The following is a 13,167-nucleotide window of genomic DNA, read 5'->3' as shown; positions in this document are numbered from 1 at the left end:
CTAAATAAGAAGCATCCTTTCTAAATTTCTGGATATGTGATTGTAATGCTAGGCCACTTACTTTGCCAGTTCTTTTTAATAACTCTGTTTTTGTACATATGTATACGCTCTTTCGATTCCAGAAAATGAGCTGTTGGTCTCACTTGTAAGGAAAGAACATCTTCAATGCCGCACGGAGCTGTTAATATAACATTGTTTTTTTCGTCTAATGTAACCCCTAAAGACGTTGCTGTTTCAGGGAATTTAGAAATAGCATCAACAGAAGAAGAATACGGTGGCATATTATTTACTACGTGCATACGAGCTTGATTCTTTACAGACCAAGGGATAGTAGCATCCATATTCATTAATTTCGTTTCTAATGATTGTTCGTATATCTCATCTTTATGTAGACTATCATAATAAATCACATCAACATCAGGCATAGTCGTTTTAGCTTCATAGTTATGTAAAGTATCCCAAATTTTAGAACGAACAAACCCGGCACAAATCCATCAATCAGGTAATTCTAGTGATTTTGCTAATTGTAATACGTCCATCATCCATTCGTCGTTTTCTATTAAGCGAATGATATGTTGCTCTGTTTGGATATTCATTGATATATTCACCTTTCTAGTAAATTAATGTATTAGTTCAATAATCCATAAAATCCAGTAAGCACCTGGTACAAATAGTAGTTGTGCTAATAATGTACCGAAAAGTCTAGAAATCATTAGCCAACCGTACATTTTACTCATAGACTCAGCACCATTCTCTGATTGTAAAGCACGTTCTGTTAAAAGAGCGATGCGTGGATCGAGTAGTACGGTTAATAAAATTGTAGCAAAACCATTTACAAGACCAGAAGCTGTACTTGCGTTTGTTGCATAATCTGGATTTAGAAATGAAGCGTAAAGGGCAGAAAGAACACCTGCTGTATAAATGGCAGTAGCAAACATATTAATAAGCATAATACGTTTTGGAATACCACCAATGCGTAGTCTATGAATCATTTCTAACTTTGGAAAGCGTACATATTTTTTTGTGTACTTTAACTTTTGAATGTTATTCGTCTTCATCATTCGAATGAATGAACCATCTGTTTCAAAATTTTGAATGACGTATCCAAATAGTTTTGTCAAAGTTGGATACAGTATAATCGCAAGTAATGTACCGATAGAAGCAGATAATAGAACGAGACGTATAATATGCTCTAAATCAATAGAAGAATCTAGTTTTGCTTCATCGACAATACCACCGATTAAAAAGGCTTGTAGTAAGTTAGATGTTCTAGAAATAAGCAGTACCATTCCTACGACGGATAAGGCAACGGCAATCTTTTTTAAACGTACACCAGCTAATCGAATACTATAAGAGCTAGTTTCAACCGCATGGATAATAATTGTGAAAGCCATTATAAAAATTAACGTAATTGACATTTGTTTCACCAGTTTCTATTAAAATAATTGTAACTTTTTCACTTTACCATATGTATCTTTTTTTGTAACTGAAAGTATGTGACATAGGAAAAGTAATTTTTCAGAAAAAAAGATAATGATAGTATTATAATAGAAGGGAAAGAGGGGAGATCTGTTATAGGTTACTTATAAAGTAAAATGAGTGGGGGATTGAAACGTGTACACAACATATTTATTTGATTTAGATGGAACATTGACGGATCCGAAAGAAGGGATTGTCAATTCAGTATTGTATGCATTAAAAAAGGTTGGCATTGAAGAATTACATATAAGCGAGTTAGATTCATTTATTGGTCCACCCATCCAGCAATCATTTGTAGAGAGATATAATATGAATGAAGGAGAAGTTGAACGAGCTGTTTTTTATTTCAGAGAATATTTAAAGCAACGTGGATTGTTGGAGAATAATGTTTACGAGGGTATTCCAAATCTTTTAAAACAATTAAAAGATACTGGAAATCGTTTATTTATAGCAACTTCAAAGCCTACTATATTTGCTGAACAAGTTGTAGAGTATTTTCAACTAACAAATTATTTCGAAGGTATCATTGGAAGTAATTTAGATGGTACAAGAATAAAAAAAGAAGAAATCATTGCTCATATTTTACAAACAAATGAAGAACTTAATAAAGAAGAAATTGTTATGATTGGAGATAGAAAGCACGATATAATCGGCGCGAATCATAATGAAATTGCATCGATTGGCGTTTTATATGGCTATGGTAGTGAAATGGAATTGACTGAAGTTGGTGCGACTCATATCGTAAATGATGTAAAAGAACTACATCATTTTTGTTTAGAAAATAGTTTGATAAAGAAGTAAATATAGAGACTAATAATCCCTTTATAACGTATGATGATGAAATCGTTTTTTGTTTAAAGGGATTTTTCATATGTAATCGAATACTTATAATTAGACATTTTTAGCATGAAAAATTTGTATGAATAAGAGGAGGGATGTCAGAATCAAAAGATTAGTAGTAGAAGTTTATCGATAAAAGTTTGAATATTCTGTTAAATGAGGGGTATAATTGGAGCTAGTTATTATATTATTAGCACTTAGTTTACTTATGTTTGTAGCTTATAGAGGCTTTTCTGTTATTTTATTTGCACCGATTTTTGCTTTATTTGCAGTGTTTTTGACAGAGCCTAGTTTTGTATTACCTTTCTTTTCGAATATTTTTATGGAGAAAATGGTAGGTTTTATTAAACTATATTTTCCTGTATTTTTACTTGGAGCAATATTTGGGAAAGTAGTAGAAATGTCAGGAATTGCGGACTCAATTGCAAAGACAATTATAGAGTTAGTTGGTGAAAAACGTACGATATTAGCAATTGTATTAATGGGGGCTATTTTAACATATAGCGGTGTTAGTGTGTATGTAGTAGTGTTTGCTGTATATCCATTCGCAGCAAAGCTGTTTCGACAAGCGAATATTCCAAAACGTTTAATCCCTGGAACGATTGTTCTTGGAGCAGTCACGTTTACGATGGATGCGCTACCTGGATCACCACAAATTCAAAACGTAATACCTACAACGTTTTTTAAAACAGACATTTATGCTGCGCCGGTACTTGGTATTGTAGGAGCAATTTTTGTACTTACGTTAGGTTTACTATATTTAGAGAGTAGACGTAAGAAGGCGAAAGCAGCTGGAGAAGGATATTTTGGTTTTAACGATGGGAATACGGAAATGGCAGCTTCTTTACAAGTAGAACAAAAAGATATGCCGTTACTGAAAAGCCTTGAAATTACAAGAGCACAGCAAGTAATTGCTTTTATACCACTTGTTTTAGTAGGTGTAATGAATAAAGTTTTTACTATCATGATACCGAAGTGGTATCCGAATGGTTTTGATTTTTCTACAATTGGTATGAAAGCATTTGGCAAAGTAGAATTAAGTGCAGTAGTTGGAATTTGGTCGGTAGAATTGGCATTTATAATAGGTATTGTAACAACGTTATTATTATATTGGAAACAAGTCGTAACAGGATTTCAAGCTGGATTGAATACAAGTATTGGCGGAGCGTTACTTGCGACAATGAATACAGGAGCTGAGTTTGGTTTTGGTGGTGTCATCGCCGCACTTCCAGGTTTTGCAATCATGAGAGATGGCATTTCTGCCACATTCACAAACCCTCTCGTGAATGGAGCAGTCACGACTAATATTTTAGCCGGTATTACAGGCTCTGCATCAGGAGGAATGGGAATCGTTTTAAGTGCAATGGGAGATAAGTTTATTGCAGCGGCTCATCAATTTGATATTCCGTTAGAAGTAATGCATCGTATCGTATCAATGGCATCAGGAGGAATGGATACACTACCACATAACGGGGCTATTATTACTATTCTTACAGTAACCGGATTAACTCATAAACAGTCATATAAAGATATTTTTGCAATTACAGTTTTGAAAACGCTTGCTGTATTTTTAGTTATCACGTTCTATACTTTAACAGGGATTTATTAAATAGATATTTTATAGACGAAAACATGAATTAGGGAAAGAAGAGGTGGAGTAGTTGCAAGAAGTTGCTGAATTTCGTATGCCGAAGTCTGTATTATATGGAAGAAATTCGCTTGAAAAACTGGGGGAACAATCCAAGAAATTCGGGAAAAGAGCGTTTATAGTTACGGATACAATTATGGAGAATTTAGGATATGTTGAGAGTTGTATACAACAATTAAATACAAAAGGTATTACCGTTATTACATATAATAAGGTAAATGCTGAGCCTACAAATATACACGTGTTAGAGGCGTTAACTATTTGTAAAGAAGAAAAGTGTGATTTTATTATCGGTCTTGGTGGTGGAAGTTGTATTGATGCAGCAAAAGCAGTTGCGGTGTTATATACAAATGGCGGAGAAGTAGAAGATTATGTCCAAAAGGATATGGAAATAGACAATGATCCGCTACCGCTCATTGCAATTCCAACAACTTCGGGTACTGGGTCAGAAGTAACAAGTGTAGCAGTAATTACGAATAAACGAACAGATGTAAAAATGATGATGAAGCATCCGAGTTTTACCCCGCAAGTAGCGATTATTGATCCGATTTTAACACGTTCTGTACCACCTCATATTACAGCAGCAACAGGGATCGATGCATTATGTCATGCAGTCGAAGCATATATTTCTAAAGTTTCACAATCACTTACAGATGTACTCGCTCTTTCAGCAATTGAAAGTATTATGAAATATTTACGTATTGCTTATGAAGATGGGGAGAATATGGAGGCAAGAGAAGCGATGATGATTGCTTCCTTACAAGCTGGAATTGCATTTTCAAACGCATCTGTTACGTTAGTTCATGGAATGTCGAGGCCAGTTGGGGCATTATTTCATGTACCACACGGTATATCAAATGCAATACTATTACCTACAGTTTTAGAATATACAAAAGGTAGTGCGGTAAAAAGATTAGCGGAAATCGGCCGCTGTTTAAATAAAGATTTGTATTCCTATTGTGATGAAGAAGTAGCCGACTACACGCTGGGGGAAATAAAAAAACTTTGTTTTGATCTTCGTATTCCAAATTTAAAAGAATACGGAATTGGTGAAGTTGAATTTGAAAAAGCTATTTCTAAAATGGCGTCAGATGCAATTGAAAGTGGAAGTCCAGCAAATAACCCACGTGTGCCATCATATGATGAAATTAAACAGTTGTATCGAGAATGTTTTCATTATCGATATGAAGATTCTATAAAAACATTAGGTGATTAATTTCAGAATATTCTTATAAAATTTCCTTGGAAATAGTTAAAGCAAGACTTTATATATCAAACGTAAAGTCTTGTTTTATTATGTATAATATACATAATAAAATTTCGAAATTATCTTGAATAAATAGTATAAGGTGGGTGTGGGTTTAATGAAAACGATAGGTCTTATTGGTGGTATGAGTTGGGAATCAACTGCTGAATATTATCGAATCATAAATGAAGAAATAAAAAGTAGATTAGGTGGGTTACATTCAGCTAAATGTTTAATTAATAGTGTAGACTTTGAAGAGATTGAAGGATTCCAGTCTAGCGGTGATTGGGATAGTGCAGGAGAAATTCTAGGGAATGCAGCATATTCATTACAAATGGGAGGCGCAGACTTTATTATTATTTGCACAAATACAATGCATAAAGTAATTGAGAAAATAAAGGAGAATATTCATATTCCAGTTTTACATATCGCAGATGCAACTGCGAAAGAAATGAAAAGAAAAGGTATTCAAACTGTTGGTTTACTTGGAACAAAATATACAATGGAGCAAGATTTCTATAAATCACGTATTAAAGAGAATGATATAAAAGTCATAGTGCCATTAGAAAAAAATAGAGAAAAAATAAACGAAGTCATATATACAGAATTATGTTTAGGAAAAATCGTATCTCAATCCAGAGAGTATTATAAAACAGTTATAGAAGATTTAGTGCAAAAAGGCGCACAGGGTATCATTTTAGGATGTACAGAAATAGGATTATTAATAAAGCAGGAAGACGTATCCATTCCAATATTCGATACGACTTATATACATGCAGTTGAAGCAGTTAATTTCGCTGTAGGAAATAGATTATAATTATATTATGTAACCTAATTTGTATATGTGGAAAACATTCAGAAAATATTTTATAATGTAAGTGGTTACATGTAAGGGGGAATGCGTATGTTTTCAGTTCAACCAATCGCATTTGTACATAATGAAAGAAAGGAAATAAAAGACGATGAGTGGGGAGAAGTAAAATCCTATATTACTTTAACGGAAATGTATACAGAAGAAAGTATACAAGGGATTGAAGATTTTTCTCATATTGAAGTAGTTTTTTATTTTCACAAAGTAACTGATGAACAAATTCAATATGTTGCTAGACATCCTAGAAATAATCATGATTATCCTAAAGTAGGGATTTTTGCACAGCGCGGGAAAAATCGTCCGAATCGTATAGGAGCAACCATTGTAAAGGTAATGAAAAGAGAAGGTAAATCAATTATTGTTGAGGGGTTAGATGCTATTGATGGTACCCCTATATTGGATATAAAGCCGATAATGAAAGAGTTTATGCCGAAAGAAGAAATCGTACAGCCTAAATGGGCCACGGATATAATGAGACAGTATTGGAAGGGGAATGGAGTAAAATGAGAATATATGAGGCAACAATTGCAGATTTAGATGGACTAGCATCAGTTTTTAATAACTATCGTATGTTTTATAGACAAGATTCCGATTTAGAAGGAGCAAAAGTATTTTTAAGAAATCGAATCGAGAAAAAAGAATCAGTTATTTTCGTGGCAGTTGAAGACGGGGAATATATTGGATTCACGCAATTATATCCATCATTTTCTTCTATTTCGATGAAAGAATTATGGATTTTAAATGATTTATTTGTGCAAGCTGCTAAGCGCGGAGCAGGAACAGGAAAAAAATTATTAGAAGCTGCGAAAGAATTTGCCTTAGAAAATGGTGCAAAAGGTGTAAAATTACAAACGGAGATTGATAATTTATCAGCGCAGCGATTATACGCTGAAAATGGTTATTTGAGAGATAATCGTTATTTCCATTATGAATTGACGTTTTAAAAAATATTAGATGAAAAGAGGCGCTTTCATTTTGAAGGCGTCTCTTTTCATTTGCATTATAGTTGACTTAAAAGCCAATTTGTCGCATCTTCAAAGTTTTCTGCAATGTAGTTTGGTTCAATATGTGCCCACTTGTCTCGGTACGTATGTAAAGCGTCGTATCCAGCGCCTGTTCGTACTAAAATCGTTGACGCATTCACTTTTGCTCCTGCAACGATATCAGTCCAGCGATCACCAATTACAGCACATTGTGTTAAATCAAGCCCGTGTCTTTCAGCTGCTTGTAGCAGCATGCCTGTATTTGGTTTACGACATTCGCAACCATCACCGTGTTTATGAGGACATACATAAATATCATCAAAACCGAAGCCTTCTAATTCTTGTACAAAATCGGTTACAGTTGCTATCCCGTCAGCGATACCTGGCTGGTTTGTAAAAGAGAAAATTTTTATATGATTAGCTTTTAGTTTTTGCAAGGATGTTTTTGTAAAAGGAAATAATGTAAATGATCCTGGGTAATGTATTGTAGTATCGCCACCAATTGTACCGTCACGGTCAATGAAAATTGCTTGAAAGTTTGTCATAGTTATAGTCCTTTCCGTTAAAAAGTAGTTTAAAAATATTTTACAAATCGGTAACCATTTACTTCATATCCTAATTTTTTGTAAAAAGGATGAGCCTCTACTCTTTTTGTTCCACTAACTAGCCATGTGCCAATGCAATTATGCTTCTTTGCTAATTGCTCTGCATAATCCATTAATACTTGCCCAATGCCTTTTCGTCGTATTGTAGAATCAACGCTAATAATTGAAATTTCCCCATAACGAGTTACATCTTCTAAATTTTCACGTATACGAAACCCAAGTAATCCAAATATAGTTTCTTCTTCCTCATAAACATATAAAAAATCAAAAGGACTCATTTGTACGAATTGCAATCGGTTGTTCATATCTTCATAGGAAATAGAGGAACCTTTTAATTCTTTCGTCAAAGAGCAAAGCGCATCTATATCGTCTATCGTCGCTTCACGAATTTGAAAAGACATATTATCCACTCCAATAAAATGTAATCAAACATTTATTATTCTGTTAAAAAATATTTTTTCCTGCTAGGAAAGTAAATATTTTATAATGATATATAAATAGTTATATATTATTCTTTTCCTTGTTTGTATTGGAAATGGAAAGAAGGGGAATGTATGTTAGAAGTAAATATCCGTTCTGCTGGATATGAAATAGGTGAAAAAACAATTCATGATATCGCTTTTTCTATTGAAAAAGGTGAATTAGTTGCTCTTATTGGTGCAAATGGTGCCGGGAAAAGTACGACGATTAAAACGATACTCGGGTTACTTGTAAATGTGGATGGTGAAATATCATTTGGCGAGAAGAAAAATCCGTATGCATATGTGCCAGAACACCCGACATATTATGATTATTTGACGCTTTGGGAACATATTGAATTATTAATGGCAGCTCGCGAGAACGAAGCCGGAAGCTGGGAACGGAAAGCTGAAGAGTTATTACATATGTTTCGAATGGATAAGCATAAACATGAGTATTTATCAAAGTTTTCTAAAGGTATGAAACAAAAATCGATGCTTATATTAGCGTTTTTAACAGAACCAGATTTTTATATCATTGACGAACCTTTTATCGGACTAGATCCAGTAGCTACGAAAGAGTTTTTAAGTTATTTATATAAAGAAAAAGAACGCGGGGCAGGAATTTTACTTTGTACGCACGTATTAGATACAGCTGAAAGAATTTGCGAAAGATTTTTACTCATCTCTCAAGGTACATTAGTCGCAGATGGCCATTTAGAGGCAATTCAAACGTTAGCAGAAATGCCAGGAAGTTCATTATTAGATTGTTTTGATGTAATCGTAAGGCGTGAACAGCATGATTAAAAAACAATTTTATAAAAGATTACGCCATGAACTGGGGCGCAAATGGAAGTCCATACGTTCTATAACTGATTGGACGGTTGCGCTATATATTATTATTCCGGCACTTATATTTATGGGAATTTATTATCGTTCACTATGGATGGAAGAACTAGCGATAGGAGAGACGGTTTTTTTCGGATTAGGCCTACTCGCATTTTATGTGATTACATATGCAAGAGGAGTTCGCTCATTTTTTGAGCAAGCGGATAGTTTATTTTTAATTTCGTATCCTGTTCACATGAAAAAGTTAATCCAGTATGGCATGACATATACGTTTATTCGAATAGCAATAACGAATGTAGTAGTTGTTGTTGCGATGTTACCAGTGTTGATGAAAAGTATTGGAGTGACGAAGATACAAGTCGTATTATTTTGGCTATTCTTTACTATATTTCGATTTTTGTTGGCGTTATTAACGAGATTTATTCATGTACGTGTGGGGAAACGATGGCTACTATGGATTATAAAAAATGTAATATTTTCTATAAGTCTATCCTTTTTTGGATTGAGTTTGTTTCTTATTTATAAAAATCCATTGTATTCTATACTAAGTATCGGTCTAGCAGTGTTTCTAATTATCATATTGATAAAAGAAAAATTAAATTATAAAAATTGCTTTTTTAAAGAAGTTGAGAGAGAAAAAGAAGAAAGTATGCGCTGGACGAGTGGGATTATGCAAGTTGGTGGTCATGCAGCTAAACCGAGTAGTTCGAATAAAAAGCCGTGGATGTTTCCGCGTTCTAAAAAGTTTTTAGGAAAGAAAACGGATTATCGTATTGTTGAATCCTTTTTAAAAGAATTTTTCCGTACAAGTAGTGCACGAATATTTTATATTCAAATTGTATGTATAAGCATTGTCAGTATTATTATGAGTCCGAAATGGATTGCCGCTATTATTCTTGCATTTGCTTTATTTGCAATTTCCCGCTATGCACGCGATTATTGGACTGAGTTTGCGAAAAAAATGTTTCTTCATTTATATTGTGATGAAGGAAAATTACTATTGTTAAGATGGAGGGCAGATGGCTATTTATTACTTCCAGTAATACTTTTATATGGAATAGTTATACTTTCTCATTTTTATTTATTACCAGCTTTAATTGCTGGAGTCATTTTTATAGTATGGATTGGTTGGATAGTATTCTTACCATAGAAAAAAGAGCCGAAAAATGGCTCTTTTTTCTAATCCGTAACACATTGATAAATAAAATATACTAAAACGAGTATGCTTGCGGCGGAATACATGGCATCTAAAGTCATCGGAGCTCCTCCTCATTATTGTTGTATTTTTATTGTATGAAATCTTACAATTTCATATTCAAGTGAAAAATATGTGAACGTTAACAAAATTGTAAAGTGCAAAAATTACAATCATTTTGTATAATAGAGAAAACAACCGTTATATAAAATATAATGAGTGAAAGGGGAGGAAACATACATGCCAAATTGGTTTAGAAAAACCTTAGTCGCATTAATTACCGTATTTACATTTGGTTTAGTGACGCCTCCTTCCATATTGCTTGATAATGCCAAAGCTGCGGACAAGCCTACGAGCACAGCTGGGCAACAAAATTTGGAGAGTACGTCCTATACATATGAAGAAACGAATGACAGGTTAACCACCGATACTTTTATTACTTATGCAATGCAAGAAGCAGAGAAACAGTCGATGCAAAAGTTTGGTACTAAAATTGGTCCAGTAATTGAAGATGAGTTTAAAGATGTAATATTACCGAAGATTGAAGAGGCAATTGCTGAACTAGCAAATGATGTACCGGAAGATTCGTTACAATCATTAGCGATTTCTCAAAAACCAGCTGGTGGAAATAATGAAAAGATTTTTCACGTTTACGATACGAAAACAGGAAATGACTTATTGCGTTTCCACGTAAGAAGAGATCATCCACCGCAAGATGGGTATTATTTTAATTTCCACTATCACCGTTTTGATGATGGGTACTCCGGACATCATGAGTTGGGAAATATTTATTGGAATACGAATGTGCCGCCAAAATGGCTTTCTTAAAAAGAACAAGAGAAATCTTGTTCTTTTTTTATGTTTATAGAAGGGTAAGACGACTATGTTGTTGAATAAAATAGGTTTAGAAAAAGAAGTAAAGGGAGTAGGACAATGCAAAAATATATTGTTTTTGACTTTGATGGCACATTAGTAGATTCACAAAATATATTTGTACCAATTTATAATCAACTTGCTGAAAAGAACGGATATAAAACGGTAAGGGAAGAAGAAATTGAGTATTTACGTAAATTAACGATGCCAGAAAGATGTAAACAACTTGATGTACCGCTGTATAAACTACCAATATTAGCGCTGGAGTTTTATAAATTGTATCAACCTGCCATAAAAGATCTTATTTTGTTCCATGGGATGAAGGAAGTATTAGATGAACTACATAAAAAAGGTTACGGAATTGCAGTCATATCATCCAACTCAGAAGAGCATATTCGGGCGTTTTTACACAATAATGATATAGAAAATATACAAGAAGTGTATTGTTCTAAAAATTTGTTCGGTAAAGATAAAATGATTAAAAGGTTTTTAAAATCGAAAAAGATAACGGAGAAAGATATGTTATACGTCGGTGACGAACAGCGAGACGTAGCAGCGTGTAAAAAGGCTGGGGTGAACGTAATATGGGTATCTTGGGGATATGATGTCATTGAAACAGTGAAAAAAGATGCACCAGATTATATGGTTAATAAACCGATGGAAATTGTGCAAGTAGTACAAGGGGCGTATTCTTAATATGAATACACTTTGAGCAGGTATTCATCATATTGAATTTTGGGTAGCGAATTTAGAGGAGTCCATTTCTTTTTATGATATGTTATTTTCTATAATTGGCTGGAGAAAGTTAAATGAAGTAGCATATAGCACAGGAGAAAGTGAAATATATTTTAAAGAAGTAGATGAAGAAATCGTAAGAACTTTAGGACCAAGACATATTTGTTACCAAGCTATTAATAGAAAAATAGTTGATGAGGTAGCAGAATTTCTTTCTAGCACGAAAATAAAGATAATACGTGGTCCGATGGAAATGAATCATTATTCGGAAGGGTACTATACGATTGATTTTTATGATCCGAATGGGTTTATTATAGAAGTGGCTTATACACCAAATGTAGAAATGTAAGGAGGAATATACATGAAAACAATTACAACATGGCAAAACAATATACAAATAGTAAAAGATGCAACGAATATTGTAGAAATTTCTAAAGGTTTTTCACCGGATAAGAAATATATAGTTACGACAATTGATGAGGAAAAATATTTGTTACGGATTGGCGATATACAAGAGTATGAAAGAAGAAAAATAGAGTTTCAAATTTTAAATGAAATGGCAAAACGTAACATACAGGCACAAAAGCCGATTGAAATAGGTATATTGGAAGATGAAAGTGTATGCTATAGTATTTTTTCATATTTAGAAGGGGAAGATGCAAAGAAGCTATTGCCCACGTATTCACCAAAAGAACAATATGAAATTGGTATAGAGGCAGGAAAAGATTTAGCAAAAATGCATACATATGAAGCTCCTAAGGATTTACTTCCATGGTATGAAAGAGCAATGAAAAAACATCGAAAATATGTAGAGGCATATAAAACATGCGGAATAAAAATAAAAAATGATGATAAAATCATACAGTTTATCGATGAAAATGAAATGTATTTACAAAACCGCCCAAATCGATTTCAACACGATGATTTTCATTTAGAAAATATAATTGTGCGAGATGGGAAATATGTAGGTGTTGTTGATTTTAATGGCTATGATTGGGGCGACCCACTTCATGATTTCGTAAAAATCGCACTATTTGGACGAGACATTAGTATCCCATATGCGATTGGGCAAATTACTGGATATTATAACGGAAGAATACCTGAGGAGTTCTGGAAATTATATGCAGTGTACGTTGGCATGACAGTTTTCTCTTCAGTTGTCTGGACATTACGAGCAGCACCGCATATGTTAGATGATACGTTAGAACGTCTTACTATAGTTTTAGAGGATCATAAAGACTTTGAGCTATTAAAGCCAATTTGGTTTCAACCAGAAAAGATTAAGATGAAATAAAAAAGGTAGGTGTGATTTAATCCGTACCCTTTGTAAAGGACATTTTAAAAAAAGTTAGGCGGCATCAAGAAGATGATTTCTGTATTCAACA

The 13,167-nt window shown here is 33.6% G+C and carries 16 protein-coding genes; 12 read left to right on the top strand and 4 right to left on the bottom strand.

What is annotated here, in order from left to right:
* Positions 1 to 20: 20 nt before the first annotated feature.
* Complete coding sequence (locus PDQ33_RS15770; RefSeq protein ID WP_270756142.1) at positions 21 to 491, bottom strand: nucleotidyltransferase family protein; 471 nt, start codon at positions 489 to 491, stop codon at positions 21 to 23.
* Between the two features lie 129 nt (positions 492 to 620).
* On the bottom strand, positions 621 to 1,418 hold the full coding sequence (locus tag PDQ33_RS15765; protein WP_000028910.1) for a lipid II flippase Amj family protein: 798 nt from the start codon (positions 1,416 to 1,418) through the stop codon (positions 621 to 623).
* 196 nt (positions 1,419 to 1,614) lie between these two features.
* On the opposite strand from PDQ33_RS15765, the gene PDQ33_RS15760 reads away from it, so the two are divergent.
* The 6 genes from PDQ33_RS15760 to PDQ33_RS15735 all read left to right on the top strand — a co-directional run bounded on the left by PDQ33_RS15760 (position 1,615) and on the right by PDQ33_RS15735 (position 7,028).
* A complete protein-coding gene (locus PDQ33_RS15760; RefSeq protein ID WP_000288834.1) occupies positions 1,615 to 2,280 on the top strand; it encodes an HAD family hydrolase in 666 nt (221 codons plus the stop codon).
* A gap of 208 nt (positions 2,281 to 2,488) precedes the next feature.
* Positions 2,489 to 3,928 carry a GntP family permease gene (locus PDQ33_RS15755; protein ID WP_270394370.1) on the top strand — a complete coding sequence of 480 codons (1,440 nt, stop codon included), beginning with the start codon at positions 2,489 to 2,491 and terminating at the stop codon, positions 3,926 to 3,928.
* Positions 3,929 to 3,980: 52 nt separating this feature from the next.
* Complete coding sequence (gene eutG / locus PDQ33_RS15750; RefSeq protein WP_001158502.1) at positions 3,981 to 5,183, top strand: alcohol dehydrogenase EutG; 1,203 nt, start codon at positions 3,981 to 3,983, stop codon at positions 5,181 to 5,183.
* A 148-nt stretch (positions 5,184 to 5,331) separates the two neighbouring features.
* On the top strand, positions 5,332 to 6,030 hold the full coding sequence (locus PDQ33_RS15745; RefSeq protein ID WP_000848549.1) for an aspartate/glutamate racemase family protein: 699 nt from the start codon (positions 5,332 to 5,334) through the stop codon (positions 6,028 to 6,030).
* 87 nt (positions 6,031 to 6,117) lie between these two features.
* Entirely contained in the window at positions 6,118 to 6,591 is a 474-nt protein-coding gene (tsaA, locus tag PDQ33_RS15740; protein ID WP_000493235.1) for a tRNA (N6-threonylcarbamoyladenosine(37)-N6)-methyltransferase TrmO, read from the top strand.
* Complete coding sequence (locus PDQ33_RS15735; RefSeq protein WP_001223863.1) at positions 6,588 to 7,028, top strand: GNAT family N-acetyltransferase; 441 nt, start codon at positions 6,588 to 6,590, stop codon at positions 7,026 to 7,028. The genes tsaA and PDQ33_RS15735 overlap by 4 nt, the downstream gene beginning before the upstream one ends.
* A 56-nt stretch (positions 7,029 to 7,084) precedes the next feature.
* Here the strand turns inward: PDQ33_RS15735 and PDQ33_RS15730 are convergent, their stop codons facing one another.
* Positions 7,085 to 7,612: an HAD-IIIA family hydrolase gene (locus PDQ33_RS15730; protein ID WP_000181094.1), complete on the bottom strand. Its 528-nt coding sequence runs from the start codon at positions 7,610 to 7,612 to the stop codon at positions 7,085 to 7,087.
* 29 nt (positions 7,613 to 7,641) lie between these two features.
* Positions 7,642 to 8,073, bottom strand: a complete 432-nt coding sequence (locus PDQ33_RS15725; protein WP_000009783.1) for a GNAT family N-acetyltransferase — start codon at positions 8,071 to 8,073, stop codon at positions 7,642 to 7,644.
* 153 nt (positions 8,074 to 8,226) lie between these two features.
* Between PDQ33_RS15725 and PDQ33_RS15720 the strand changes: the two genes are divergently transcribed.
* The 6 genes from PDQ33_RS15720 (at position 8,227) to PDQ33_RS15695 (ending at position 13,076) form a co-directional block, all read left to right on the top strand.
* Positions 8,227 to 8,937: an ABC transporter ATP-binding protein gene (locus PDQ33_RS15720; RefSeq protein ID WP_000895233.1), complete on the top strand. Its 711-nt coding sequence runs from the start codon at positions 8,227 to 8,229 to the stop codon at positions 8,935 to 8,937.
* Positions 8,930 to 10,129: an ABC transporter permease gene (locus PDQ33_RS15715; RefSeq protein WP_061130560.1), complete on the top strand. Its 1,200-nt coding sequence runs from the start codon at positions 8,930 to 8,932 to the stop codon at positions 10,127 to 10,129. The genes PDQ33_RS15720 and PDQ33_RS15715 overlap by 8 nt, the downstream gene beginning before the upstream one ends.
* Before the next feature lie 285 nt (positions 10,130 to 10,414).
* The gene (locus PDQ33_RS15710) at positions 10,415 to 11,002 is read left to right on the top strand and encodes a YpjP family protein (RefSeq protein WP_001134413.1); all 588 of its coding nucleotides are present in this window, start codon (positions 10,415 to 10,417) and stop codon (positions 11,000 to 11,002) included.
* 105 nt (positions 11,003 to 11,107) lie between these two features.
* Complete coding sequence (locus tag PDQ33_RS15705) at positions 11,108 to 11,743, top strand: HAD family hydrolase (RefSeq protein WP_061130561.1); 636 nt, start codon at positions 11,108 to 11,110, stop codon at positions 11,741 to 11,743.
* A gap of 22 nt (positions 11,744 to 11,765) precedes the next feature.
* The gene (locus tag PDQ33_RS15700; RefSeq protein ID WP_270394379.1) at positions 11,766 to 12,131 is read left to right on the top strand and encodes a VOC family protein; all 366 of its coding nucleotides are present in this window, start codon (positions 11,766 to 11,768) and stop codon (positions 12,129 to 12,131) included.
* Between the two features lie 12 nt (positions 12,132 to 12,143).
* Entirely contained in the window at positions 12,144 to 13,076 is a 933-nt protein-coding gene (locus tag PDQ33_RS15695) for an aminoglycoside phosphotransferase family protein (RefSeq protein ID WP_270394361.1), read from the top strand.
* The last annotated feature ends 91 nt before the right edge of the window (positions 13,077 to 13,167 follow it).

The organism is Bacillus cereus group sp. Bc031 (genome assembly GCF_027716265.1).
GTDB lineage: Bacteria > Bacillota > Bacilli > Bacillales > Bacillaceae_G > Bacillus_A > Bacillus_A paranthracis.
Note: the sequence above shows the minus strand (reverse complement) of the source record. Positions and strands in the feature narration are given on the sequence as shown.

Excerpts from the sequence above, each read along its gene's own strand:
- PDQ33_RS15765 (WP_000028910.1), bottom strand. The coding sequence starts at position 1,418 with ATGTCAATTACGTTAATTTTTATAATGGCTTTCACAATTATTATCCAT.
- PDQ33_RS15745 (WP_000848549.1), top strand. The coding sequence starts at position 5,332 with ATGAAAACGATAGGTCTTATTGGTGGTATGAGTTGGGAATCAACTGCT.
- tsaA (WP_000493235.1), top strand. The coding sequence starts at position 6,118 with ATGTTTTCAGTTCAACCAATCGCATTTGTACATAATGAAAGAAAGGAA.
- PDQ33_RS15735 (WP_001223863.1), top strand. The coding sequence starts at position 6,588 with ATGAGAATATATGAGGCAACAATTGCAGATTTAGATGGACTAGCATCA.
- PDQ33_RS15730 (WP_000181094.1), bottom strand. The coding sequence starts at position 7,612 with ATGACAAACTTTCAAGCAATTTTCATTGACCGTGACGGTACAATTGGT.
- PDQ33_RS15725 (WP_000009783.1), bottom strand. The coding sequence starts at position 8,073 with ATGTCTTTTCAAATTCGTGAAGCGACGATAGACGATATAGATGCGCTT.
- PDQ33_RS15720 (WP_000895233.1), top strand. The coding sequence starts at position 8,227 with ATGTTAGAAGTAAATATCCGTTCTGCTGGATATGAAATAGGTGAAAAA.
- PDQ33_RS15715 (WP_061130560.1), top strand. The coding sequence starts at position 8,930 with ATGATTAAAAAACAATTTTATAAAAGATTACGCCATGAACTGGGGCGC.
- PDQ33_RS15710 (WP_001134413.1), top strand. The coding sequence starts at position 10,415 with ATGCCAAATTGGTTTAGAAAAACCTTAGTCGCATTAATTACCGTATTT.
- PDQ33_RS15705 (WP_061130561.1), top strand. The coding sequence starts at position 11,108 with ATGCAAAAATATATTGTTTTTGACTTTGATGGCACATTAGTAGATTCA.
- PDQ33_RS15695 (WP_270394361.1), top strand. The coding sequence starts at position 12,144 with ATGAAAACAATTACAACATGGCAAAACAATATACAAATAGTAAAAGAT.